The sequence below is a fragment of the Alphaproteobacteria bacterium LSUCC0719 genome (genome assembly GCA_040839025.1).
GTDB lineage: Bacteria > Pseudomonadota > Alphaproteobacteria > Puniceispirillales > Puniceispirillaceae > UBA8309.
Map to the genome: position 1 here is coordinate 61,476 of JBFPJN010000004.1, position 22,571 is coordinate 84,046.

At 57.7% G+C, this 22,571-nt stretch carries 29 protein-coding genes; 11 read left to right on the forward strand and 18 right to left on the reverse strand.

The features are described 5' to 3' along the window. Positions 1–4: 4 nt before the first annotated feature. The 3 genes from AB3X55_08845 to AB3X55_08855 form a co-directional block, all read right to left on the reverse strand. Positions 5–319 carry a polymer-forming cytoskeletal protein gene (locus AB3X55_08845; GenBank protein ID MEX0503687.1) on the reverse strand — a complete coding sequence of 105 codons (315 nt, stop codon included), beginning with the start codon at positions 317–319 and terminating at the stop codon, positions 5–7. 132 nt (positions 320–451) lie between these two features. Then, entirely contained in the window at positions 452–826 is a 375-nt protein-coding gene (locus AB3X55_08850) for a polymer-forming cytoskeletal protein (GenBank protein ID MEX0503688.1), read from the reverse strand. Between the two features lie 87 nt (positions 827–913). Next, positions 914–1,261, reverse strand: a complete 348-nt coding sequence (locus AB3X55_08855) for a polymer-forming cytoskeletal protein (GenBank protein MEX0503689.1) — start codon at positions 1,259–1,261, stop codon at positions 914–916. A gap of 181 nt (positions 1,262–1,442) precedes the next feature. Between AB3X55_08855 and AB3X55_08860 the strand changes: the two genes are divergently transcribed. The 8 genes from AB3X55_08860 (at position 1,443) to AB3X55_08895 (ending at position 6,201) form a co-directional block, all read left to right on the forward strand. Next, on the forward strand, positions 1,443–1,805 hold the full coding sequence (locus tag AB3X55_08860) for a hypothetical protein (protein ID MEX0503690.1): 363 nt from the start codon (positions 1,443–1,445) through the stop codon (positions 1,803–1,805). A 3-nt stretch (positions 1,806–1,808) separates the two neighbouring features. Continuing rightward, positions 1,809–3,323, forward strand: coding sequence for a peptidoglycan DD-metalloendopeptidase family protein (locus AB3X55_08865; GenBank protein ID MEX0503691.1), 1,515 nt, complete (start codon positions 1,809–1,811; stop codon positions 3,321–3,323). 135 nt (positions 3,324–3,458) lie between these two features. Beyond that, positions 3,459–3,890 carry a hypothetical protein gene (locus AB3X55_08870; GenBank protein ID MEX0503692.1) on the forward strand — a complete coding sequence of 144 codons (432 nt, stop codon included), beginning with the start codon at positions 3,459–3,461 and terminating at the stop codon, positions 3,888–3,890. Then, positions 3,883–4,173, forward strand: coding sequence for a hypothetical protein (locus tag AB3X55_08875; GenBank protein MEX0503693.1), 291 nt, complete (start codon positions 3,883–3,885; stop codon positions 4,171–4,173). The genes AB3X55_08870 and AB3X55_08875 overlap by 8 nt, the downstream gene beginning before the upstream one ends. Positions 4,174–4,312: 139 nt before the next feature. Then, a complete protein-coding gene (locus tag AB3X55_08880; protein ID MEX0503694.1) occupies positions 4,313–5,233 on the forward strand; it encodes a potassium channel family protein in 921 nt (306 codons plus the stop codon). 69 nt (positions 5,234–5,302) lie between these two features. Further along, the gene (locus AB3X55_08885; GenBank protein ID MEX0503695.1) at positions 5,303–5,656 is read left to right on the forward strand and encodes a cyclic nucleotide-binding domain-containing protein; all 354 of its coding nucleotides are present in this window, start codon (positions 5,303–5,305) and stop codon (positions 5,654–5,656) included. Between the two features lie 6 nt (positions 5,657–5,662). Then, the gene (locus AB3X55_08890; protein MEX0503696.1) at positions 5,663–5,983 is read left to right on the forward strand and encodes a cyclic nucleotide-binding domain-containing protein; all 321 of its coding nucleotides are present in this window, start codon (positions 5,663–5,665) and stop codon (positions 5,981–5,983) included. Between the two features lie 11 nt (positions 5,984–5,994). Beyond that, on the forward strand, positions 5,995–6,201 hold the full coding sequence (locus AB3X55_08895) for a hypothetical protein (GenBank protein MEX0503697.1): 207 nt from the start codon (positions 5,995–5,997) through the stop codon (positions 6,199–6,201). Positions 6,202–6,356: 155 nt separating this feature from the next. On the opposite strand, the gene rpoN is transcribed toward AB3X55_08895, so the two are convergent. After that, entirely contained in the window at positions 6,357–7,868 is a 1,512-nt protein-coding gene (gene rpoN, locus AB3X55_08900) for an RNA polymerase factor sigma-54 (GenBank protein ID MEX0503698.1), read from the reverse strand. Positions 7,869–8,186: 318 nt separating this feature from the next. Between rpoN and AB3X55_08905 the strand changes: the two genes are divergently transcribed. Further along, positions 8,187–8,504: a hypothetical protein gene (locus AB3X55_08905; protein ID MEX0503699.1), complete on the forward strand. Its 318-nt coding sequence runs from the start codon at positions 8,187–8,189 to the stop codon at positions 8,502–8,504. Here the strand turns inward: AB3X55_08905 and AB3X55_08910 are convergent. Further along, on the reverse strand, positions 8,422–8,895 hold the full coding sequence (locus AB3X55_08910; protein ID MEX0503700.1) for a DUF1566 domain-containing protein: 474 nt from the start codon (positions 8,893–8,895) through the stop codon (positions 8,422–8,424). The two genes, AB3X55_08905 and AB3X55_08910, sit on opposite strands and share 83 nt — an antisense overlap. Positions 8,896–9,116: 221 nt before the next feature. Here AB3X55_08910 and AB3X55_08915 point away from each other — a divergent pair, with 221 nt between their 5' ends. Next, positions 9,117–9,878 carry a motility protein A gene (locus AB3X55_08915; protein MEX0503701.1) on the forward strand — a complete coding sequence of 254 codons (762 nt, stop codon included), beginning with the start codon at positions 9,117–9,119 and terminating at the stop codon, positions 9,876–9,878. Between the two features lie 56 nt (positions 9,879–9,934). Further along, positions 9,935–11,092: a flagellar motor protein MotB gene (locus AB3X55_08920; GenBank protein ID MEX0503702.1), complete on the forward strand. Its 1,158-nt coding sequence runs from the start codon at positions 9,935–9,937 to the stop codon at positions 11,090–11,092. 51 nt (positions 11,093–11,143) lie between these two features. Here AB3X55_08920 and chrA read toward each other — a convergent pair whose 3' ends face one another. The 13 genes from chrA to AB3X55_08985 all read right to left on the reverse strand — a co-directional run bounded on the left by chrA (position 11,144) and on the right by AB3X55_08985 (position 22,546). Further along, positions 11,144–12,547 carry a chromate efflux transporter gene (gene chrA, locus AB3X55_08925; GenBank protein ID MEX0503703.1) on the reverse strand — a complete coding sequence of 468 codons (1,404 nt, stop codon included), beginning with the start codon at positions 12,545–12,547 and terminating at the stop codon, positions 11,144–11,146. Positions 12,548–12,639: 92 nt separating this feature from the next. Beyond that, entirely contained in the window at positions 12,640–13,536 is an 897-nt protein-coding gene (locus AB3X55_08930; GenBank protein MEX0503704.1) for a hypothetical protein, read from the reverse strand. A 128-nt stretch (positions 13,537–13,664) separates the two neighbouring features. After that, complete coding sequence (locus AB3X55_08935; GenBank protein ID MEX0503705.1) at positions 13,665–14,402, reverse strand: hypothetical protein; 738 nt, start codon at positions 14,400–14,402, stop codon at positions 13,665–13,667. Between the two features lie 211 nt (positions 14,403–14,613). Beyond that, positions 14,614–14,838 carry a hypothetical protein gene (locus AB3X55_08940; GenBank protein MEX0503706.1) on the reverse strand — a complete coding sequence of 75 codons (225 nt, stop codon included), beginning with the start codon at positions 14,836–14,838 and terminating at the stop codon, positions 14,614–14,616. Then, positions 14,838–15,995 carry a flagellar biosynthesis protein FlhB gene (locus tag AB3X55_08945; GenBank protein ID MEX0503707.1) on the reverse strand — a complete coding sequence of 386 codons (1,158 nt, stop codon included), beginning with the start codon at positions 15,993–15,995 and terminating at the stop codon, positions 14,838–14,840. The genes AB3X55_08940 and AB3X55_08945 overlap by 1 nt, the downstream gene beginning before the upstream one ends. After that, positions 15,988–16,809 (reverse strand): flagellar biosynthetic protein FliR, encoded by an 822-nt coding sequence (fliR, locus tag AB3X55_08950; protein MEX0503708.1) that lies wholly within the window; start codon positions 16,807–16,809, stop codon positions 15,988–15,990. The genes AB3X55_08945 and fliR overlap by 8 nt, the downstream gene beginning before the upstream one ends. Before the next feature lie 7 nt (positions 16,810–16,816). Next, positions 16,817–17,083 (reverse strand): flagellar biosynthesis protein FliQ, encoded by a 267-nt coding sequence (fliQ, locus tag AB3X55_08955; GenBank protein ID MEX0503709.1) that lies wholly within the window; start codon positions 17,081–17,083, stop codon positions 16,817–16,819. A gap of 25 nt (positions 17,084–17,108) precedes the next feature. After that, positions 17,109–17,879, reverse strand: coding sequence for a flagellar type III secretion system pore protein FliP (gene fliP, locus AB3X55_08960; protein MEX0503710.1), 771 nt, complete (start codon positions 17,877–17,879; stop codon positions 17,109–17,111). After that, positions 17,876–18,298, reverse strand: coding sequence for a flagellar biosynthetic protein FliO (locus AB3X55_08965; GenBank protein ID MEX0503711.1), 423 nt, complete (start codon positions 18,296–18,298; stop codon positions 17,876–17,878). The genes fliP and AB3X55_08965 overlap by 4 nt, the downstream gene beginning before the upstream one ends. Before the next feature lie 230 nt (positions 18,299–18,528). Continuing rightward, positions 18,529–18,816 (reverse strand): flagellar motor switch protein FliN, encoded by a 288-nt coding sequence (gene fliN, locus AB3X55_08970; GenBank protein MEX0503712.1) that lies wholly within the window; start codon positions 18,814–18,816, stop codon positions 18,529–18,531. A 72-nt stretch (positions 18,817–18,888) separates the two neighbouring features. Next, positions 18,889–19,854: a flagellar motor switch protein FliM gene (gene fliM / locus AB3X55_08975; GenBank protein ID MEX0503713.1), complete on the reverse strand. Its 966-nt coding sequence runs from the start codon at positions 19,852–19,854 to the stop codon at positions 18,889–18,891. A 21-nt stretch (positions 19,855–19,875) separates the two neighbouring features. After that, the gene (gene fliL / locus AB3X55_08980; GenBank protein ID MEX0503714.1) at positions 19,876–20,454 is read right to left on the reverse strand and encodes a flagellar basal body-associated protein FliL; all 579 of its coding nucleotides are present in this window, start codon (positions 20,452–20,454) and stop codon (positions 19,876–19,878) included. 82 nt (positions 20,455–20,536) lie between these two features. Next, positions 20,537–22,546 carry a flagellar hook-length control protein FliK gene (locus AB3X55_08985; GenBank protein MEX0503715.1) on the reverse strand — a complete coding sequence of 670 codons (2,010 nt, stop codon included), beginning with the start codon at positions 22,544–22,546 and terminating at the stop codon, positions 20,537–20,539. Between the last annotated feature and the right edge of the window lie 25 nt (positions 22,547–22,571).

Consider the following 22,571-nt stretch of genomic DNA (forward strand, 5'->3'; position numbering starts at 1 on the left):
GGGATCAGGACTTGCGACCGATGGTACCGGACACTTCGGCGCCAAGCTCGATGACCAGAGCGTTGCTTTTCAGGTCACCATCAATGACTGCGGTGGACCCCACCGTCAGCTCATCAGTGACAAGCTTGCCGTTGAAATTCCCGGACAGTTCGACGCGCCTTGCATTGATCTGCCCGTTGAACACGCCGGTCGGGTCCAGAATGACCTCCACGGCATTCAATTCCCCGGTAAAATGGCCAGCAATCAGGACCGGAGCCTCGCCCGCGTCCAGCTTGCCCTCCATCACCATGCCTTCGATAATCGTCGTTGCTGTACTCATGTCCTTGTGTCCTTCGCTTGGGTTCCGGCCGATATCGCCAACCTGACCCTCTCTATCTGCGCTCGACCTGCTTCGCGTGCCGTCCGGATATTCAACCTGAACCTGCCGGACCGCCGCGCCAGACCAGAATGATTACTCTTCGGCGACATCCTCTGCCGGTGCCGCCTCTTCAACCGGGGCAACTGCCGGCTCCTGCCAGTTATGAACAACCCGGCAGTTCAGCGCCGCGCCGCGGTCCATCTGCAGGCTCTGATAGTGAATTTCACCAGCAATCTGTGCCGTTTCGGTGGCCCAGATGCTGCCGGCCTGCATGATGCCGTCATACGACCCGCCGATCACGACAAGGTCGCTTGTCACCTGTCCGGTAAACTTTCCCGTCGCTGCGATCGACAGTTTTTCAGCTGTCAAATCAGCCTCGACGGTGCCTTCGATCTCGATCGACTTGATGTTCGAAATGGTTCCGACGAACTTGGCATCGGCCCCGATGATCGCTCTGCTCCTGTCCATATCTGTCTCCCTTCTTGCCAGGCCATGACCAGCCAGGCGATAGCCCTGTAAATTCATTCAGCCAATGCTGGCCCCGTTTATTCGGTGCTAACGGCGGCGCTTGCGGAACTTGGCCGTCACATGCGCGCCATTCTCGACCTCGATACCCCTTGTCTTGATGACCCCGTCAAAGACGCCCGTATTGGTGATGCGCAGCGTGTCGGCATTGACCTCGCCATTCACCTTTCCGGAAACAATCGTTTCCTCTGCCTCGATCGTGCCAGTCAGGACGGCCCTGTCTTCAACAATCAGATTTCGACATTTGATTTCGCCGTCCACGCTACCGGCCAGAACAATGTCGCCAACCGATGTCACGCTGCCGGTGATTCGCATGTCCGTGTCGATCAGCGATGCTTCGCCAGCAGCAGGACCGTTCTTTTTGTCACGGTCAAACATGGCATCCTCCTGTAATCACGTCGAAAAAAAATCTGACCATATTTCTTCACCAAATCACTAATGGAAAGGTAACAAAATTCGCATATTGTCGTTAACGGATTTGTAAGATCTTTTCCGACCTTTGCCTATCTCGGTAAACGACGGATCGGATAAAAAGTTAAATGAAATCCGGAATTCGCTGATGGCTGAAGATGTAATCGACATTCGCAAACGTATCGAGGACATGCGCAACGAGGTCTCATCGGCGCTGACCGATGAGCAGAGCGTGGTTATTCCGTCCCAGCCAGCCGGCGAGATTGCCGAGTTTTCGGTGCCGGGGGTTACGGTGGCATCGGCAGCGGTGGCGCAGGAAGTCGTAACAGCCGCGCCGGATGCGGAAACGATGCGGCGGACAAAAAGCGCACTTGACGATGCGCTGCAATTGCCGTCTTTCCAGTTGCATGTCCGCAACCAGAGCATCAACAAGCTGCTGCTGTTCCTCGTCGCCTCGCAGCTTGCGACCAATGTCTGTCTGATTGCCATCATCTGGCTAAAGCTTGGATAGGTAATGCCCAAGATCCTGAAGCAACTTTTCCAACGCCTTGCTCCGCCAGTGCTGCGAAGCAACAGCCCTGACCGTCCAATGGTCGTGCGGCGGCAGAACTGGCTGCTTCAGGAAACCCGCTTTCTGTTCCTCACCCGAAAGGGCCCTGTCGAAATCATCCTCAAACCGTCATTGATCCTTGGCATCGGCTTTATCGGGGTTGTCGGGACAACGGTCATCGGTGCGACAACATTGTTTGTCGGCTTCAAGTCGGTTGAGGTGGTGCGCAACGAATCCATCACCGCCGCCGAGGCAAGCGCCCCGCCATTGATCATCGACACCACACATACGCTTGAGTCGCGCACGACCAGAGCAGATGAGGTGCCGGCACTGGCAGCCGCGGCACCGCCGCTGATTGCGCCCGTCGTTCCGGACATGGATAGCGCGCCGACCATGCTGGCGATGGCGACCGGACCCGTGCCAACGACTCCCTGGCCCCCATCCTCGGCGGCAACGGACAGCGTGACCCTGCCACCATATTCAGCAATGATGCCGCCTGGCACGGCGCCCCGCCCGGAACCCGGTCAGGGAGCCGGTCGGGCAACCGGTGACACAGCCGTCATTGGCGAAATGGCACTGGCGGACAATTACGCAGAGCCGGAAGGATTGATTCCGGTGCCGCCGGCAGGCGACCTGCCGGTCACCGATTCCGACACCGATCTGGCCGCTGCGAGGACCGGTTTGCAGATTCCCGATATCATGTCATTCCTCAGACCGAATGGTCCGGTTGCTGACGGTGAAGTCGAAGTCATCGCAATGACAACACCGGCACCGACGGCGCCCCCTGAACAGGAAGAGGCCGGGCTTGTTCCCTTCAACCCGGAAAGCAACCTTCCCGTGGTGACGGATGCGAGCCGCCAATACAAGCTGTTGCGCTCGATGGCACGCGAGGTTCGGGGCATTCGCCAGAGCCTTTCGGATATCGGCTTGCCAACCGACGAGCTGCCAGAACTGGAATCCCTCGACAGATTCATTGAAACTGCCGATTTCGCCGGGCTTGCGATGGCCGTCGAGGATCACCGGTCGCTGCTTCGCAAGGTGCCGCTGAAGCCGCCGATGCTGTATTTCTACATTTCCAGCAATTACGGGTTGCGCCGCCACCCGGTGCTGGAGACCAAGAGATTCCATCACGGCATCGACCTTGCCGGCACCTGGCAGGAAACTGTCCATGCGCCAGCCCCCGGAACGGTCATTTATGCGGGTCGCAAGGGGTCGTTCGGCAATGTCGTCCAGATCAGGCATGCCTACGGTTTTGTTACCACCTATGCACATCTTGCCAAGATCACCATTCGCAAGGGAGCCGATGTGGTCAATGGCACCGTGATCGGCAAGATGGGTCGCACGGGGCGCGTTCAAGGCGCGCATCTTCACTATGAAATCCGGCTTGGCGACAAATCCATCGATCCAAAGAAATTCTTTGCCATCGGACACCGGATCGGCGTTGGTGGCGAGCTGATGCTGGCAACAGACCAGCCCTGACGCCGCGCCGCCGGCATCAAAAATACCCTTTGACAGCACACAGCTAAAAAACGCCTCTGTCGCGTCGTTATCGTCATTGGAGCATGTCGGGTCATTTTGGCCTCGCACAGCTTTCAATGGCCAGCGGAGACAGAGATGACAGGGCGCATCCTGACGAAAACGATCATCATGGCAGGCATGCTGCTGTCCGTTGGCGCGTGCAACATGTATGTGATCGATTTCGAGAGCAAACTTCCCGATGGTTCGGTTCTGGCCCCGAAGACAGCCATGCCTGACGCCCCCCCGCCGCCGCCGCCCACACCACTGGAAGGCAGCGACAAGGTCGCCTTCATGGACAGCACCACCGCGCAGCTGGAAGGATGCCGCGTTATCACCGGGGTGCGTCTGTTTCATGACGGGGCGTTTGAGGACGGGCTGATCAAGCTGCGCAACACCGCGGTGCGGATCAACGCCAACCGGATTATTCCGCTGCGCATCGTCGAAAGCCAGGCCAATATGGCGCCGCATGCCTACAGCGCCAAGATGGTACGCTGCCCGGACGAAAAGGTGGAAACAGCCAATGGGTGACGTTATCTATCTGCCGACAGCCGCCAGCAAGCCCAGCGATCCCGGTGACTACAAGACACTGACAAAGTCGGAAATCGCGCGGCTTGAAGCGATTCGTGACAATGTCGAGGCACTGCTGAATATGGTTGCCGGAATCCGGCGCGATCCCGAGGCGGTTGCCTATGCGGCCGCCCGATTTGGGCTGATGCGGATGTATTACCTGCATGGACGCGCCGCCACCATGGCCTTTGCCGACCGCTGTATAGAAACAGCCGAGATGGCTGAAGATCTCAGCCAACGCTGATTATCCCTCTCCACCCTTTTTGCTTTTCAAAACCCTGCTCTTTTCACGACCATACTGGCGTGCCTATGATAGCGTCAGCGACACGGGTTCAGCGTGATTGGGCGGTTGGGATCCAGCTGGGATCCGGGGAGGAGTGCGAATGTCGGGGGTCGTCATCACAAAACGCAGGATGCTCCAGATTCTGAGCAGATCGAGCGGCAATGATCGCACAAGCCTGATCTGCGACAGGTTCCTGTCGACAATGATCCTGCTGAACCTGCTGGCGGTGTCTCTGGAATCCATCGACTCGCTCAGCGCCGCCTATGGCGACCTGTTCTTCGGTTTCGAGATGATTTCCGTGACTATCTTCGGCACCGAATATCTGCTGCGGATCTGGAGCATGGCAGCCAATGAAGCCAGTCGCTACAGCTCGGCAACAGGGCGGCGGCTTGAATATATTTTCAGCTTTACAGGACTGATCGACCTGATTGCGATTCTGCCAAGCCTGCTGCCGCTCATTCTTGGCGAGGTCGATCTTCGCTGGCTTCGGGTGCTGCGTCTGGTGCGTCTTCTGAAAATCTCGCACTACTCGTCGGCGCTTGAGGATCTGATCGCGGCCATCCGCTCGGAACGCAGCGCCTTTGGAGCTGCCCTTTATCTTTTCTGTATCGCGCTGTTCACCTCAAGTTCGCTGATGTATGTCGTTGAACGTCAGGCGCAGCCGGACAATTTCTCCTCGATCCCGGCAACGATGTGGTGGTCGCTCATCACCCTGACCACTGTCGGATATGGTGACGTGTCACCGATCACACCGATCGGCAAGCTTGTCGGTGCCGTTACCGCGGTGATGGGTGTCTGTGTCGTGGCATTGCTGACTGGTATCGTCGCCTCTGCCTTTTCAAACCAGATTTCCCGTCGTAAGGAAATGTTCCAGGCGGAAATTGTCTCGGCGCTCAGCGATGGCGTGATCACCGAGGATGAAATGCAGAAAATCGCCGAAATGCAGAAGCAGCTTGGCATGTCGGATGAACATGCCAGGGCGATGATCGAGCTTCTTCGTGACAGGCATGTTCCAAAATAACTGCTGGTAACAGGGCTATCCGGCTAACATTTCCCCCACAGCGTCGTCTCAGTGGTGAGGAGGCGCGTCATGCACGACATTCTGTTGCCGTTGATCGACCGTGATGCGTGCGCATCACGCATGGTCGAGGCTGGGCGCGTCATCATCGCCCCGGGCGAACCGACGTCATTGCTGTTTCTGCTGCAATCCGGCGAGGCGCGATCCTCGGACGGATCGCATCTTGGTGCCGGCGACATGCCAAGCCTGTGCGAGGCGCTGGCGCTTGATCACTATCAATCGACGGTCGACGCCGTTACGGCGTGTGAATTGCGGGTTATACCCCTGAAGCGCCTCGAAGCTGCCATCAGACAGGGGGGCCGGCTTGCCTGGCCGTTGTCACGTTCAATCGCCGCTGAAGTAACGCAGCGGCGCCTGGTGGGCTGATACCAGATGCCAACTGTCTCCCGCATATCACTTTTCCATGGCGAGGCCCTGTTCCGGCCCAACCAGATGGCAACGCATTTCTTCCTTGTTGAGGCGGGAATCATTCAGGTGCTGGACCTTGACGGCCATGCCGTGAAGCGACAATTCGGCAACAATGAAATGTTCGGCATTCCCGAGGTTCTGGCACGTGTGCCATGGGATCTGACGGCAGTTGCCGAAGGCCCGACAATCCTGCGGCGTTTTCCAGCCGAGGTGCTGTTTGAAACGCTTGCCGACATGCCAAAGGAACATGACAGCTTCCTTCGCGGCATCGCATCGATGGCATGAGACTTGCAACCATGATCCGACCGCTATGGGAGGACAGGATGCAGGACAAGCTGATCGCCAGAGACGAACCATATCTTGAAGATATCGACGAAACGGATAGTGCCGATGGCCAGCCATCGCCTGCGACAAGCGCACTGCCAATGATCGAGGTCACCTATTTTGACGATGCCGATCATCCCGCAGACAGCTATCGGCGGCCACTTCACAGTTTCCTCTAGAACATTTCCGCCAAGATCGCCCGGGAATATCACCCGGGAAAATCGTCTGCCGGGGTCGCCTGACAAGATTGTCCGGCAATCACTCTTCATCCCGGCCGTCCAACCAGATTTCAGACGCTGTTTCGGGGCCGCCGGCTCCGGCCCTGTTTTCAGGATTATCCCGCCATAGCCAGCCGTGCCCGGCGGCGACGCTCGGATGAAGACGGAATCCGCATCATTTCACGATATTTGGCGACCGTCCGGCGGGCCAGCTTGACCCCGCGGTCGGAAACAAGCTTTGCAATGGCGTCATCGCTGAGAGGCTTGCCGGCGGTTTCACCCTTGATGATGGACTCAATCATGTTGCGAACCGCAGCCGCCGCGCGTGCGTCGCCCTCGTCGGTTGCAAGGGATACGCTGAACAGTGATTTCAGCGGGAAACAGCCCTTTGGCGTTGCCATCAGCAGGCCACTTGTTACCCGGCTGACCGTGCTTTCATGCATGCCGACAGCCTCGGCAATGTCCTTGAGGGCAAGCGGCTTCAGCGCCGACAGCCCCTCGGTCAGAAAAGCCGATTGCTGGCGCACGATCTCGCCGGCAATCTTCAATGTCGTGCTGTTGCGCTGTTCCAGTGCCCGGCGCAGCCAGCGGGCCGAACCCAGAGCCTCGGCAGCGAATTGCGCGCCCGCCTCGGCGGCCTTGCCGCGCGCCGATTTACCGATCTGCGCGGCGTAATCCTCATTGATCACCAGCGCCGGCAGGGTTGACCGGTTCAGATCGACAATCCAGCCATCTTCGCCACGGGTGACAATGACATCGGGCGCATGAACACGAAGCGGCGCGGATTCATAGGCCTCACCAGGCTTTGGATTGAATTCACGAATATGTTTCAGACTGCAGGCAATGTCTTCCGGTGCGGCGCCGGCACGACGGGCAAGCTGCGCGATATCACCGTTCGCAAGCATCTGCAGATTATCAAGCACGACCTCCATCACCGGGTCGAGAAGGTCACGCTCACGCGCCTGAATACGAAGACATTCAGCAAGATCACGCGCAAAGACGCCTTCGGGTTCCAGTCTCTGGACAAGGTCGAGGACCACCTCCACTTCCGGTTCCTCGGCACCGCACTTGGCGGCCACCTCGCCCAGATCACGGCCAAGCCAGCCTGTCGGCTCCAGCGCCTCGGCAAGAGCATAGGCGATGACCCGTTGCCGTGGATCGAAAACCGTCAGATCAATCTGTCTTAGAACACATTCCATCAGGCTTTCCGGGCCCTGCTCGGCGATATTGGCAAGCGCGTCCCAATCCATGTCCGCCGGACGACCACGCTGGGCATGGCCAAAATCCAGCCCTTGCGAGCCAAACCGGTTTTCAAGATCGGTATTGGCCGTCGGATCGTCGCCAAGAGCAGCGCCGCCCGACATGTCATGATCGAGACCGGATGTTTCGCTTGATGCGGCAGCGGTCTGATCTGCGGCTGGCATATCACCCCCGTCAGCCGGGCCAAGATCGCTGGCGATTTCGTGGGACGGGCCACTTTCAACCTCGAGGAACGGGTTCTCAAGGGCCTGATCCTGAAGATAGTTGCAGATATCGAGATTCGTCATCTGCAACAGCTTGATCGCCTGCTGCAACTGTGGGGTCATCACAAGCGCCTGCTTCTGCTTGACCTGTAATGATGGCATCATCTGCATTTCGTCCTCCCGTGCTTTGCACTTCTTGAAAGGATGATGGCCAGACGAAATCGCCAATACAAAACATCTATTTGACGAGCGCATTTGTCAGAATTCAGACAAAATTAACTAATATTAATAATTAGTTAATAAACTTGTCTCCATTCATGGTGCGGGGGCTGTCAAGAATCAGACGCCGATTTTTGACCGCGCGGCGCTATTTTGGCATATGTTTTGAATAGGCAGACGGCTGCGGTCTGCATCGGCCACGGATGCCGCCGATCACGAGTTGCCGATCACGAGTTGCCGATCACGAGTTGAAGGGATGAACCATTGCTGACTCTGTCACGTCAACGCCCGGCGCGCGGCACAACCTGCCATCGCTGCCAGGTCATCCGGTTCTTTGTCGCCAGCACGGTCGGGCTGGCAATCTTTGCGCTGGTTGCCGATGACAAGCTGCATTATCTGCAGATGGTGACACCGCTTCGCGCCGCGCTGGCCATATGCGCCCTCGGCCTTGCCGGGCTGATCATCAAGATTGTGCTGTGGAAGCTGGAAACGCGCCGGGCTAGCGACGATCCCGAACCAGGCGAACCGCCAGCTGCTTACTCGGCAGAAAGCGGCCATAGGTCCATCCATTCAGAAAATTGACTGAAAAATAGAATCTGCTGGCGACCCTGTTGGTCTGCCCGGTCCAGTAAGGCTCGCCCGATGTCCCCGGGAACATCTCGGCATCGATCATCGGTGTGCCACAGGATTGACAGACCAGCCCTTCGAGTTCTTCAAGATCAGGCAGACGCCAGCTGCCACCAAGCTGTTCGTTGGCCTGCTGGATTGCCTGTTCGATCTGTTCATGATCAAGCGTTATGACGTTGCCGGTACAGCCTGTCCCGTTCCAGACCTGACCAACCGAACACCGGAGCCATTCGACACCATGCCTCAGATCGACCACAAGATGGTCACGTGCCATGAAATTGGCGGCAAAGGCAGCCGATGAGGGCAGCCAGAGTCCGACGCAAAGAATCAGTCCTGCCAGTCGCATGCTCATCCCCTTACCTTTTCTTCAGCACCATCCCCGACTTGGGAAAGTTGTATAAGTCCGCCTTTCAGAGGCCAATCTTCATCGCCAACGCCGCGCTGAGATGATAGTTTAACAGATATTAAAGAAATGTTCCCTGCAAACTCCTGTGGCGGCGGTGGCCGCTTTGGTACGGATTTTGCTACGCCTACCATCGCATGCGCATGTAAAGGGAAAGTGACATCATGGATTTAGCATCACTTATTGGCCTACTTGGCGCCATCGGCATGATCCTTGGCGCGATGATTTCGGGTGGCGGCGTCGGTCCGTTTATCGACGTGGCATCGATCCTGATCGTGTTTGGCGGTACCTTCTTTGCCGTCATGTACACGGCGCCACTTCCTGTTTTCCTGGGAAGTTTCGGTGTCATGGCCAAGGCATTCCTGCCACCGGTCAAGAAAATGGACGACATGATCGAGCGCATGGTCGACCTTGCCGGCATTGCCAGAAAAGACGGCATGATGGCGCTTGAGGGACAGGAAGTTCCCGACAAGTTCTTTGAAAAGGGATTGCAGATGCTGGTGGACGGCGCCGACGAGGCCAAGCTGACCATGCAGCTGAAGCAGGAAATCAAATCCATGAAACAGCGCCATGAAGCAAACCAGGGCGTGATCAAGGCGTGGGTCGATCTTGCGCCTGCAATGGGCATGATCGGCACCCTGGTCGGACTGGTTCTGATGCTTGGCAACATGGCCGACCCGAAGGCGATTGGCCCGGCGATGGCGGTGGCGCTTTTGACCACCCTTTACGGTGCCTTTGTCGCCAACATCCTGTTTGCGCCAATGGTCACCAAGCTTGAGGGCTACACCGCCTATGAATCCGTGTACCGCGAAATGGTGGTCGAGGGGCTGCGCAATATCGCACGCGGCGAGTCGCCACGTAACATTCAGGATCAGCTTCTGTCCAACCTGCCGCCGAAGCTGCAGGAAAAACTCGCCGCGGCCTGATCTAGTCAGGCCCGCGCCGCCGCCGCCGATGGCTGGATGGAACCGGAGAGCAAGTCATGAACGACGCCACCAACGAAGAAGTCGAAGAGCAGGAAGAACAGGAATGCCCGAAATGCCCGCCCGTTGGCGCGCCGGCATGGATGGCCACCTTCGCCGATATGGCGACGCTGCTGATGGCCTTTTTCGTTCTGATTCTGTCATTCGCCGAATTCAACGTCCCGAAATTCAAGCAGATCTCGGGATCGCTGAAGAACGCCTTTGGTGTGCAGAAGGTGGTTCCGATTGTTGAACCGCCAAAGGGCACAACCGTATTGTCGCTGAATTTCAGCCCGTCTCCCTCGCCGTCTATAACCAATGACATGACGCAACAGACAACAGATGTCACAAAGCCGGACCTTGAGGTGAAGCAGCGTGACAAGGACCAGGATGGTGGCGAAAATGACGCTGCCGAAGAGGTCGTCAAGGCGCTTCAGGATGCCATCGCCCGCGGTGATATCGAGGTTGAGGTTCTGGGCGAGAACGTGGTCGTGAATTTCACCCCGACCGAGGCCAAGGACGAAGAACTTCCCAATCTTCTCCAGGAAACACTGGCGGCTATCGAAAAGGCCAAGGAGGCCACCGGCAAGGCAGAGCAGGACGTTCTGTTTGGCGGCATTGAACAGAAACTGGCACAGCTTGCAGCGGCAGCCGAAGCCGCCATGCAGTCAAGCAGTGCTGCCTCTGCCCAGGCACAGGCCGAAGCGCAGGAGCAAAAGGAATCCAACGAGAAAGCCGAGATTGCCGAGGATAATCTCAAGGTTGCCCTCCGCCAGGAGATTGGCCAGGGACTGGTTGCTGTCGACCGACAGGAAGACAAGGTGATCATCACCGTTGGTGCCGGTGGTGCGTTCCCGTCAGGCTCTGCCGAGCTGACAGCAGCCGCCCGCAAGATCATGGAGGAAATTGCCGGCGTCAATGAAGCCGGGTCTGGCGAAATCACTGTGTCCGGACATACCGACAATGTGCCGCTGATCTTTGGCTCGCAATTCCGCGACAACTGGGATCTTGCCGCGGCACGCGCATCCAGCGTTGTGCAGGCGCTGGAAGATACCGGCAAGGTACCGGCAGGCCGTATGCAGGCCGTCAGCTTTGGCGAGTCACAGCCGGTTGAGTCGAATGACACGGCGCGTGGCCGGGCGGTCAATCGCCGGATCGAGATCGAAATCAACTACTGATCAACCCGTTTCACGGGTGGGACCGGAATGGGTTGGCCAGGTCAGATCAGATCAGACCAGCCCGACCGATCCCGCAGCCAGCCCCAGACAGGCGCTTGTCGCCAGCACCCTGATCATGCCGACCCGGAATATGGTGATGGCGGCAAAGGCGCTGACGGTGATGGCACTTGCCAGCGGATCAAAACTTGCCAGTGCCGGCAGCTGCATCACGCCGCCGGTGAAAGGCACCTCGACCTCGACAAGGCTGGCAAACATCACCCGCAGCCCGAACCAGATGGCAAGATTCAGAACAACACCGACGACCGCAGCTGTAATCCCTGTCAGCGCGGTCGCAAGCATCCTGTTGCCACGCAGCGCCTCGATGTAGGGCGCGCCAAGGAAGATCCACAGAAAACAGGGCGCAAACGTCACCCATGTGGTGACCAGCGCCCCAAGAGTGCCGGCAAGCATCGGATCCAGCGTGCCGGGGCTGCGATAGGCCCCGATAAAGCCGACAAACTGTGTGACCATGATCAAGGGACCGGGGGTGGTTTCAGCCATGCCAAGACCATCCAGCATCTCACCTGCGCTGAGCCAGCCATAATGGCCGACAGTCTGCTGCGCCATATAGGACAGAACGGCGTAGGCACCGCCGAATGTCACCACCGCCACCTGGCTGAAAAACAATCCCTGCTGGACATAGATTTGACCGGCACCAAGCCAGCCATAGAGAATTGCCACCGGCGCCAGCCACAGGATGCCGCAGACCAGCGCTGCCCGCAGCGCGCCATGATTGGTCGACAAGGCAGACTGGCCGACAACACGCCAGTCAATGATCCGCTGATCACCTGTCTCAGCCACGTCATCAGCCGGACCGTCAGCTGGACCATCCGCAGCAGCACCGGTCGGCACCCGCCAGATCAGCGCACCCAGTGCCGCCCCCAGAATGACAAATGGGAATGGCACGCCGAACGCAAAGCTGGCAAGAAAGGACGCGGCGGTGATGGCAACCAGCCGACCATGCCGCAGCACCCGTCCGCCAAGACGCCAGAGCGCGGTTGCCACGATGGCGAGCACCGCGGCCTTGATGCCGAAAAAGATGGACCCCATCGCCATGGTTTGCTGATAGCTGACGTAAAGCATGCTGAGTCCAAGGACAATCAGCGCCCCCGGCAGGACAAACAGCACCCCGGCGACAACCCCACCGCGCACCCGGTGTAAAAGCCAGCCAAGATAGATGGTCAGCTGCTGTGCCTCGGGGCCGGGAAGAAGCATGCAGAAATTCAGCGCATGCAGAAACCGCTTTTCACTGACCCATTTCAGCTCTTCGACAAGCAGGCGGTGCATCACGGCAATCTGCCCAGCCGGCCCCCCGAAACTGAGCAGACTGATTTTCAACCAGACAAGAAGCGCCTGGTCAAACCGGACATGCACAGCGCCATCCGTGACTGGTTCGGGGGAGGAATGATACTGCATGTTCGCCCTGCAAAGCTTGCGCGTGGCGACAGTATGGAGGAGGTCCGCCAGACTGACAAACGGCAAAACCGCCGGACAAGCGCGCGCGGGACTTAGATGCTGCCGCGGCGGCGACGGCGTTTCTTTGGCGGCTCGTCAGTCACGGGCGGGCCAACAAGATCAGGGACAAAGATAGATTTCGGGTCCATCTGGCGACACAGACGTTGCGCCTCGAGTTCGGATTTGACGGCAAGGACAAGCCAGATATGACGGCCTCGCATCATTGCAAAGCTGCGCCGCAGAACAAGATGAGCCTTCTTGAAATAGATCGACAGCAACACATAGGCTATGACGAACAGTACCCAATGCACAGCCAGGGTGATGCCATAGACAAGGAAGGTTGCGATCAGCACTTCCCACAATCTGTTCTGGACACACCAGAGCGGTGGAAAGAACATCGCCGATGGCGACAGCCGGGTATCCAGGACGATACAGTTGCGGAAGATATCGCGAAGCACCTCAAAGGTTGCGTAATTTTCCTTTGGCTCGACGACCACATCGGCAAAATCCTTTGTCGCCTGTTCGGCGAGTTCAGGTTTGCAATGTTCCAGAACACAACCAAGCGGGCCACGTGCCATCACATTGAAAATGATGCCACCGCGCCAGATCGACAGCACGACACCGTTTTCCGGATCACATTCAAACATGATATCGAGAAAGGTATCGATGTCGCCCTGGTAAGGCTGGCCATCAATGGCGATGATCAGATCTTCTGCCTGCAGGCGCAGCGACCGTGCCCGCGAAATGGATCGTAGTTCCTTGATCAGGAGATATGTGTTGGGTTGGGCATCGCCACCGGCCGGCGCATCTGCAGGTTTGCCTGATGCCGGACCGTCAGCTTCCCTCGAATGGGGGGCGCCGTCCTGTCTGGCAGAGATGGCGTCGATGTCTGCCGCAACAGCCGCGGCAGCAGCAGCGGCAGCAGCAGCGGCATCCGCCTGATCAGTCATTTGTGCTTGGTCCTGCTGTGCCATACCGGTTCATGCCATTGCGTAATTGGTCGAATGCCCGGACCGGCCCGTCAACCCGCAGAATGACGCCCCGATGGCGTCATTGATCGCAGTGTCACGGATGCTGGTCATGGGTAGCTGACGCGGTTGTCACGCTCGTTGAACAGCCGCATGATTTCCGTGTTCTGGGCTGCCAGTTCAGCAAGCGACCGGGTGATATTCTTTTGATTCTCGGCCAGCCTGTCCAGACCCTTGGTGTCGGAAACGGATTTCGACATCTCGCTCAACGCCTTGGCGTTCGCCGATGACAGGGTGTTCAGTTCCTTGACCATGCGGTTGGTCTGGGCCCCCAGCTCGTTGGCAATTCCGGTTGTGATGGACGAGGCCATCTGGTTGTTGCTGTCCGTGATCGCCGAGGATGTGGATTGAATGCCCGACATCATTGTTTCGTTCGACCGTGAGATGACATCGCGAAGACCGACCAACTCGTTGATCAATGTTTCGTTCTGGCCAACCAGCTTTTGCTGGGTTTCCAGGGCCACCCGCATCTTGTCGAGCGAGTCATTCACCCCGTCCACATTCTCGGCAAAGACCACCAGCGCCTCACGGCTTGTCGTGGTCATGGTGTCGAGTTCGGACATGGTCTTGAAATAGATCAGCGCGGCAAAGAGCAACGCTGCAACTGCCGCCACCATCGAACATGAAAAAATGATGACTGAGAAACGATGGACGTTTTTCACAGATGCCTCCAGCTTTTTGTGCTCACGCTTGGTCTTGTTGTATTCAGACGTCACGTCGGTGGCAGCGTCGGCAGCATCAAGTGCGATCTTGATGCTTTCCTGCACCGCATTGTACTCGGTGGTCATGCCAGTCTCCCGTTAGATCCGGTTGGCCCCCGCCCTGTATCGGCACGTTGGCTCGACTCGTAGTAAGCACATTTCATGCCAGTTTCCTGAAATACCATGCGCGATGGCAGGAAAGGCCCCTTGAAACCGAATCTTCGGCACCCGTAGGGGCGTTTCGGTTCATGCGTTATGAAGTGATGCCTGCATTCAAAGCAGTTCGGTTGCGGTGCTTTCATTGCCGCCTCGCCCGCAGTTTTTCAACCACATCGGAAATAATGAAGCGTGCGCCGCCCATTACACAGACGATGCCCGACAGCCACAACCCCAATGAGATATACAGCGGCGCGCCTTCATCGCGCGCCAATGAGCCTTCAAGCAGGAAATACAGCCCGACACCATAAAAACAGACCGAGCTGATCATCTCGCCAAGGCTACGCTCTTTGCGCTTTCGTGCCATCAGACCTCTCCTGCTTCCAGATTACCATTCTCGTCAAACTGCAGCTCGGGCGGCAATGTCAGATCGGGCATGTCCATGGTTTCACCACTGTCCAGACGAAACACATAGGCAAGCACAACCGCCACCGCATTATACAGACCTTCTGTAATTTCGCCGCCGATTTCACTGGTGAAATACAGCGCTCTGGCCAGCATTGGAATGTGAAGAGTCCGCACCCGCGATTCCTTGGCCCGCTCGATGATCTGCAGGGCCATCTGCCCACGCCCCATGGCCAGGACAACCGGCGCACCAGCCTGGCCGGCGCTGTATTTCAACGCCACCGCGAAATGTGTCGGGTTGGTGATCACCGTTGTTGCGTCGCCAACACTGTCAAGCGCCTCGCGCTGACGAGAACTTTCCTGCGCCTGCTGATACTGCATCCGGCGAATCTTCGCGCGCACCTCGGGCGAACCCTCGGTCTGCTTTGATTCATCCTTCACTTCCTTCAATGTCATGCGCAGGGACTGTGTATGCGTATGCTTCTGCCAGGCGAAATCGATGGCGGCGATCACCAACAGCGCAATCAGCAGACCGCCGACAAGATAGGGAAAGGCCTGCGCCGCGCGCGTCACACCCTGGCCAAGCGAGCTTGCCGACAGGAACACGAGTTGCGGAAGCTGCTGATAGATCACAAGCGCCCCGATGCCAAACAGCGATCCCACCTTCAGAACCGACTTGGCAAGTTCAACCAGCCCCTTCATAGAGAACATGCGCTTCAGTCCAGCAATCGGATCAATCCGGTTACCCTTGAAATTCATCGCCTGTGCAGCAAAATTCAGCCCGCCAACCGCCGCCTGAGTCAACAGAATGACAATAATCATCGGCACCCCGATGATCAGCGTTGCCAGGATCAGCAGCCAGAACGCATGGCGGACCTTGACCAGGCCAAGCGTGTCGAGGTTGAAACCGGAATCAATCCTGAAAAGTGACCCCCAGGCATCAAGCCCGTTGGCAAAGAGCGGTGCCAGCGCCATGAACAGGACCAGCCCCATCGCCAATGTGGTAAAGACCATCACCTCCTTGGAGGTCAGAACCCGCCCTTCCTCGGCGGCTTTCTCCAGCCGCCGCTGGGTGGGTTCTTCGGTTTTTTCCTGACCGTCCTGATTTTCTTCAGCCATTGGCCAACCCTCCTATCAGGCCCTGAAGGCTTGTCAGCGCACTATCGATCAGGCTTTGCGAACTGGTGCCAAAGGCGCCAGCCGAGAAGAACAGCATCAGGAACACCGCCAGAAGTGAAATCGGAAAGCCGAAGGAAAACAGGTTCAGCTGCGGCGCGGACCGGGTGATGATGCCAATCGCCACATTGATCATCAGCAGCACTGTGGTGATCGGCAACATGATGATTGTCGCCGCCAGAAACATCGAGCTGGCGGCCGTGATTCCCGAAGAGATCAGAACCTCCGGGGCCACCGGCGCACCGACGGGCAGGATGCGATAACTTTCCATCATTGTACCGATGGCCAGAAGATGCCCGTCAACAGACAGAAAGATGACAAGAAGAAACAGATACAGGATCTGACTGACAACCGGGGTCTGGCCACCTGTCGACGGATCAACCTGGGCCGCATAACCAAGGCCGGCAGAAGAGGCGATCTTCTCTCCGGCGAGCAGAACCGCCGAAAACCAGATGGTCAGGGTCAAGCCGGCTGTCAATCCGACGGCAATCTCGATGAACATCATCGAGATGCCAATTGACGATGTCAGCAGATCGGCGCTGATTTCGGGAACGTCGCCGATAACTGCGGCGGCAAGGGTAAAGGCCATGATAATCCGGACCTGAAGCGGCAGCCACCGCGCGCCGAAAATCGGCGCTGACAACAGAAAGGCGCCGATCCGCAGGCTGGACAGGAAATATTGCAAAAGCAGCCCGGTCACGAACTGCATATCCAGTCCCGGCAGCTTCATCAATTCCGTTGTCGCCATACCAAGCATTGGCGCCTCAGCTGATCTGCGTGATCTGGTCGAAGATGAAATGGAAGTAATCGGACAGCTGCGCCAGCATGAAGCTCGACATCAATCCAAAGGTCAGGATCACAATGACAAGCTTGGGCACAAAGCTCAGCGTCATTTCGTTGATCGACGTGGCAGCCTGGATGATACCGATCAGCAGACCAACCGCCAGCGCCACCCCCAGCAACGGCCCGGCGGCAATGATGATCTGCCAGAAGGCGATCCTCAGAAATTCGACATTTGAATCAAAATCCATCATCCGATCCTTTCACGGAATGCCATCAGGTGACCGAATAGGTTGCGACAAGCGAACCAACGGTCATCGCCCAGCCATCGACAAGAACAAACAGCAGCAGCTTGAACGGCAATGCCACCAGCATCGGGCTCAGCATCATCATGCCAAGCGACATCAGGATCGAGGCAATCACCATATCGATCACAAGAAAGGGCAGAAACAGCAGGAACCCGATCTGGAAGGCCGTCTTCAGCTCGGACGTAATGAACGCCGGCAGCAGCACGCTGAGCGGCACATCCTCAGCCGAGGCATAGGGCTGGTCACCCACCATTTCGGTGAACATCACAAGATCGTTCACCCTTGTGTTCTGCACGAGAAACCGCTTCATCACCTCGGTGCCGTTTACCAGCGCGGTCTCGGCCGGCAGCTGCCCGTCAAGATAGGGGGAGATAACATCACTGTTCAGCGTCGAGAATGTCGGCGCCATGATGAAAAAGGTCAGGAACAGCGCGATCGCCACCAGAACCTGGTTCGGCGGCGTCTGTTGCGTGCCCATCGCCTGACGAAGGATCGACAATACGATGATGATTCGGGTGAAGGACGTCATTCCAAGGACCAGTGACGGCAGCAGCGTCAGCGCTGTCATCAATGCCAGGATCTGCAGTGACAGCGAATAGGTCGAACCGTTTGCGCCTTCATTGATATTCAGCGCGGGAATGCCGGCAACCTGCGCCAGCGCCGGTGTCGCCAGATAAAGGCCTGCGCCAATCACGGCCAGCGCAAGGCCGGACCGGCCTGTAAAAAGGGAAGAGATCATTTGCCAAGCCTCAGCGATGGATTGTTGCGACGCGCCTGCGCAATCGCAGCCGCGAAGGCGCTTTTCGGTTTAGCCGGTTCGGATGTGGTAGTTTTTGCTTCGCCTGAGGCTGTTTTGCGGCGGGGTACAGCCGGGCCCTGCTCATCTGTCGGCGGTGTTCCGTCAACAGCCATGAAGCTGGCGGCATGGCCCTTTCCTGCATGCACGAGAAAGGTCCGACCATCCACTTCGATCAGATGCAGTTTCTGGCTTGGTGCCAGCGACAAATCCTCGAGATGCTGCATCCGCCTCGCGGGGTTCAACCGACCAGCAATGCCGCCACGGTGCCGTTTCACAACCCACATCAACACAAACAGCAACAGCAGAAACGCCACGATGGTGACGATCTGGTCCATTGAAATCACAGGCTGGACTGGCATGGCAACACTCCCTCGAAGACGCGTCCGTCACGAGAAAGGCAAACCGCGTGCCAAATTTGCCAGCCACCATAGGTTGGCCGGTCAAAGTATTGATTTTATTTATGAATATTTCTGCTGATGTCAGATGCCAGCATTGAAAAAGCCTGGTTGGCAGATTCCTGACATCGGGCGGGCGCCATGGCGCCGGAGCTGGTCAAAAAATCGACAGACCGGCATCCGGGCCAGATCGACTAGATCGACTCCATGCGCGCTGCCGGATCGACGATTTCCGTGAAGCGAATGCCGAACCGCTCACCGACCATGACCACCTCGCCCTTGGCGATCATCGTGCCATTGGCCAGAATATCCAGAGGGTCGCCGGCCAGACGGTCAAGCTCGATCACCGAACCCTCATTCAGGCGCAGCAGATCACGAATCTTAATCTCCGCCTTGCCAACCTCGACCGTCAGGGCAACATCGATATTTTCAAGCAGCCGCATGTTTTCGGCGCTGACACGTGACGCGGTTTCCGTATCCATGGTGGTTTCGGTGGTCTCTTCGGCCACTTCGGTTTCGTCAGACATGGTCCGTTCCTTTCTGGGCCAGCGCCGCTATCTCAGGCGCGACTTAAGATTGACAGCGGCATTGCCACCGACTTCGCCGAGATCCCCGATAAAGGCGTCTTCAGTATCGATCCGCACCTCGACCCCCTCGCCGATCGTAATCGGGAAGGTATCGCCAACCTGCATATTGATCAGCTTGTACATCGACACCACCGGCTGGCAGAGCCGCGCCGTCACCGGAAGGGGAATATTGAGAACCGCGCGCTCCATTTTTTCGCGCCAGGTATGGTCATCCTCGGCAACATCCGCCTGAAGACGCGAACGCAGCTGCGCGGCAATCGGCTTCAGCGTCTGCAGCGGATAGATGACGTCAAAGCTGGCAGCGTCTGTATCGGGAAGCTGCACGACGAAGGAGCAGATGATGACAAGCTCTGCCCCGTCAACAAAGGATGCAAACTGCGGATTGATTTCGCGATTCTGATAGGTGATGTTGATCGGCATCAGATCGCGCCACGCCACCTGAAGCGTCTCGTTCAGCCCATCGGTGACAAGCTCGATAATCCGCTCCTCGGTTGCCGTGAATTCGGTTTTCTTCGTCGGCAGGGCGGTGATCTTGCCGCCATAATAACTGTTTGTCAGGACCGAGATGAAATTTGGTGCCATGACGGTCAGCATGTTGCCACGAAGCTCTTCAATACGGCTGATATTCAGGCTCATGAAATTCTCGATGCCAGCCGTATATTCATCAAAGGTTTTCACCTCCGGCGGGAACGAGGAGATACGTGGCTGGATCCGCAACATCGGCAGATATACCGACCTTGCAAGCCTGGCAAACCGTTCATTGATGATCCGCAGCGCGTGATAGTCGCCAAGAAGCGACAGATCGTCAGAGCCGAACTGGAACGGACGAACATCATCGCCATCCATGATCGATGATGGCGCGTCGGTCTCGCTGCCAAGCCCGTCGATCAGGGCGTTGACTTCATCACTGCTCAGTTTGCGGGTCGATGCCACGGTTACACCTCTGCCCTTTTCCTATTGCAACACGAACGAGGTGAAATGCACTTCCTCGACGCCGCCAAAGCCTTCAAGCGCCTCGAGCTTGGCATTGATGGCGTCCCGCAAGGCAGCCGCAAGACCCTCGCGTCCGGCTGCGCCTTTCACATTTTCCTCGGTGAAGTCACTGATCACACCGAGAATAATCGACCGCAGCGCCAGCTGGTGCGCCTCGACATTCATCATCACCGTATCGTCATATTGCGTCGACACGCCAATACCAAGCTGCAGCATCTTGCGCGATCCTGCCAGGTTTGTTGTGAAGGTACCGGGGAATTCGTGATAGATGGTCTCGAACACCTCTTCTACCGGCGTGTCCTTTGATTGCTTGGTCGGGTCGGTAGAGTTGTCTGCCGCGGCTTCGGCCTCCTCGCGCTCCTGCATCTTGCGCTCGATGATCTCTTCAATCTCTTCCGAAGGATCGGGCTGCGCGCTGCCAAACACCAAATAGCCGACGCCAAGGCCAATGGCGATCAACAGAATGCCGCCACCGCCGAAAATCGCCAGTTTCTTGATCAGGCCACCGCCTGCCTTTGGTTCTGCTTCGTTGTCAGCCATCTGTCACTTCCTTCGTTACACATCGAGAATCCGGGTACAGCCGCAGCCGCCGAACAGATCCACGATCAAGCCAATGCATTGTCTATGCCAAAATGCTCAACACAGCGGTTTCACCCTTTCGCGGGGCGTGGCCCTGATCTTCCAGACCGTCATCAGCTTGGGAGATACTATCATCAGCAGAGGTTACTTTATTAGGAAAACCTTTATCACCACCAGTGTTTTTACCATCGCCATCAGGCTGGGCATGCCCCTGCTGTCCGGCACCACCATCCATCGACGCATCCTGGCCACCGGCGCTTGTCTGGAAACTGGCCAGACGCATGCCGGATTGCTCCAACATATGTCCAAGTTGACCGCGCGCACTGCCGAGAAGCTTTGCGGCCTCGGCGGTTTCAGCGGCAATCCGGATCGACGCCTTGCCGTTACGAAGCCCAAGATCGACATTCAGACGACCAAGATGGCGCGGCTCGAGGATGATCCGTACTGTCTGCACGCCAGACCGAAGATCCGATGTCAGACGCTTGATCATAGTGTCAGACCAACCGGCATTGGCGGTATTCAGACGGTGCAGCATGGCACGATCCGTCAGATCACGCGACGTCCCGGTATCAGCAAACCCATATGATGATGCCTGACCGCCACCCTGACCGGACTGGCTGTGGCCACCTGTCTGTCCGCCGCCCTGTCCTGTTGCCGCGATAGTCTGCGATGATGCCGCACCACTCGATGATGACGTGCCGGATGCCGAAGGACCGGATGCCGAAGGGCCAGAAGATGAATGACCACCCGTCATCGCCGTTTGTTCGGCATGGGCGCGCAGATCACGTGGCACCAGATCCGGTGACACCATCTGGTTGCCGGCAGGGCCGAACCGAGGCCCCGAATTCATCACCATCTCCTGACGGGATTTTATCTGGTCGAGGCCAGGACCGGCGCCCCCCTTCTGATCGAAGATATCCCGCTTCGGCATCAGGGACTCACCACCCTCATCCGGCGTCGCGACATCCGGCCGCCAAGACCCATACTGGCCCAATCCAGCCTGACCCAATCCAGCCTGACCCAATCCAGCCTGACCCAATCCAGCCTGGCCCAATCCAGCCTGACCAAGGCCCATGCCATCTTGGCCAGCAAGCGGCACCGGCTGAAGCGGCATCGGCCCGACAAAGGCTGGTGATGGTGCCGGCTGTGGAACCAGCTGAACAGGCCCCCCTGTGGTGGGTGGAACTGTGGTGGGTGGAACTGTGGTTGGCGGAACTGTGGCGGGTAGCACCATAGCCGGCATCGGCCCAACAAAGGCGGGGGACGGTGCCGGCTGTGTCATGATCCGGGCTGCATTCTCACCAGCTGGAATGGCTGGCATCGGCCCGACAAATTCATCAGAAGGGGCTTGCTGTGTGATCATCCGGACCACACCGCTGACAACAGGCATGGCCGGCATCGGTCCGATAAAATCCTCGGATGGTGCCGGCTGGACAGTCACGCTGTTTGCGGCTTCCGTGGCGGCCTGATCATCACCCGTGGCTGGCAGCTGACCGGAAGGGGCCAGCAAGTTCAATTCCGGATCCAGATCATCCGCTGCCACCTGATCGGAACTGCCGTCGATGTCATCAAGGATCTCGATGGCGCGCGCCAGAATGGCCTTTGCGGTTGTGATGCTGGTAGGCGCATCCCCATCGGCACCCTGCGCTGTCTGGGGGCCTGGGGCCATCGACTGATCCGCGCCCTCGGACAGGGATTTTGCGGCAATCAGCAGGCTGGCAAGTGACGCTGTTTGTGTGATGCCGGTCTGTTCCGATGGCATGGCGGCAGCCTGGCCACCATCCAGCATCAACCTCGCGGCGGCTGGCAGATCATTGAATTCAGACTGGTGACCAGTCGCGCCTCCACCAGCCGCAAGCGCGGACAGCTCAGACGACACATTGTCAGGCGACGCATTGTCAGACGGTTCACCATCAACCGCCTCGTCCGGTGTCTGCAGCATCGCAAACAACCCGGCAAAAAGCGCCAGCGTTTCGGCATCCGGTGTCAGATTCACTTGTGGGTCTTCACCCGTCTTTACAACAGCCGACTGGCCGCCAACAGACTCCAGCATCGTCATATCCGGTCCCTGTTCCTTT

Excerpts from the sequence above, each read along its gene's own strand:
- AB3X55_08845 (MEX0503687.1), bottom strand. The coding sequence starts at position 319 with ATGAGTACAGCAACGACGATTATCGAAGGCATGGTGATGGAGGGCAAG.
- AB3X55_08850 (MEX0503688.1), bottom strand. The coding sequence starts at position 826 with ATGGACAGGAGCAGAGCGATCATCGGGGCCGATGCCAAGTTCGTCGGA.
- AB3X55_08855 (MEX0503689.1), bottom strand. The coding sequence starts at position 1,261 with ATGTTTGACCGTGACAAAAAGAACGGTCCTGCTGCTGGCGAAGCATCG.
- AB3X55_08860 (MEX0503690.1), top strand. The coding sequence starts at position 1,443 with ATGGCTGAAGATGTAATCGACATTCGCAAACGTATCGAGGACATGCGC.
- AB3X55_08865 (MEX0503691.1), top strand. The coding sequence starts at position 1,809 with ATGCCCAAGATCCTGAAGCAACTTTTCCAACGCCTTGCTCCGCCAGTG.
- AB3X55_08870 (MEX0503692.1), top strand. The coding sequence starts at position 3,459 with ATGACAGGGCGCATCCTGACGAAAACGATCATCATGGCAGGCATGCTG.
- AB3X55_08875 (MEX0503693.1), top strand. The coding sequence starts at position 3,883 with ATGGGTGACGTTATCTATCTGCCGACAGCCGCCAGCAAGCCCAGCGAT.
- AB3X55_08880 (MEX0503694.1), top strand. The coding sequence starts at position 4,313 with ATGTCGGGGGTCGTCATCACAAAACGCAGGATGCTCCAGATTCTGAGC.
- AB3X55_08885 (MEX0503695.1), top strand. The coding sequence starts at position 5,303 with ATGCACGACATTCTGTTGCCGTTGATCGACCGTGATGCGTGCGCATCA.
- AB3X55_08890 (MEX0503696.1), top strand. The coding sequence starts at position 5,663 with ATGCCAACTGTCTCCCGCATATCACTTTTCCATGGCGAGGCCCTGTTC.
- AB3X55_08895 (MEX0503697.1), top strand. The coding sequence starts at position 5,995 with ATGATCCGACCGCTATGGGAGGACAGGATGCAGGACAAGCTGATCGCC.
- rpoN (MEX0503698.1), bottom strand. The coding sequence starts at position 7,868 with ATGATGCCATCATTACAGGTCAAGCAGAAGCAGGCGCTTGTGATGACC.
- AB3X55_08910 (MEX0503700.1), bottom strand. The coding sequence starts at position 8,895 with ATGCGACTGGCAGGACTGATTCTTTGCGTCGGACTCTGGCTGCCCTCA.
- AB3X55_08915 (MEX0503701.1), top strand. The coding sequence starts at position 9,117 with ATGGATTTAGCATCACTTATTGGCCTACTTGGCGCCATCGGCATGATC.
- AB3X55_08920 (MEX0503702.1), top strand. The coding sequence starts at position 9,935 with ATGAACGACGCCACCAACGAAGAAGTCGAAGAGCAGGAAGAACAGGAA.
- chrA (MEX0503703.1), bottom strand. The coding sequence starts at position 12,547 with ATGCAGTATCATTCCTCCCCCGAACCAGTCACGGATGGCGCTGTGCAT.
- AB3X55_08930 (MEX0503704.1), bottom strand. The coding sequence starts at position 13,536 with ATGACTGATCAGGCGGATGCCGCTGCTGCTGCCGCTGCTGCTGCCGCG.
- AB3X55_08935 (MEX0503705.1), bottom strand. The coding sequence starts at position 14,402 with ATGACCACCGAGTACAATGCGGTGCAGGAAAGCATCAAGATCGCACTT.
- AB3X55_08940 (MEX0503706.1), bottom strand. The coding sequence starts at position 14,838 with ATGGCACGAAAGCGCAAAGAGCGTAGCCTTGGCGAGATGATCAGCTCG.
- AB3X55_08945 (MEX0503707.1), bottom strand. The coding sequence starts at position 15,995 with ATGGCTGAAGAAAATCAGGACGGTCAGGAAAAAACCGAAGAACCCACC.
- fliR (MEX0503708.1), bottom strand. The coding sequence starts at position 16,809 with ATGCTTGGTATGGCGACAACGGAATTGATGAAGCTGCCGGGACTGGAT.
- fliQ (MEX0503709.1), bottom strand. The coding sequence starts at position 17,083 with ATGGATTTTGATTCAAATGTCGAATTTCTGAGGATCGCCTTCTGGCAG.
- fliP (MEX0503710.1), bottom strand. The coding sequence starts at position 17,879 with ATGATCTCTTCCCTTTTTACAGGCCGGTCCGGCCTTGCGCTGGCCGTG.
- AB3X55_08965 (MEX0503711.1), bottom strand. The coding sequence starts at position 18,298 with ATGCCAGTCCAGCCTGTGATTTCAATGGACCAGATCGTCACCATCGTG.
- fliN (MEX0503712.1), bottom strand. The coding sequence starts at position 18,816 with ATGGATACGGAAACCGCGTCACGTGTCAGCGCCGAAAACATGCGGCTG.
- fliL (MEX0503714.1), bottom strand. The coding sequence starts at position 20,454 with ATGGCTGACAACGAAGCAGAACCAAAGGCAGGCGGTGGCCTGATCAAG.
- AB3X55_08985 (MEX0503715.1), bottom strand. The coding sequence starts at position 22,546 with ATGCTGGAGTCTGTTGGCGGCCAGTCGGCTGTTGTAAAGACGGGTGAA.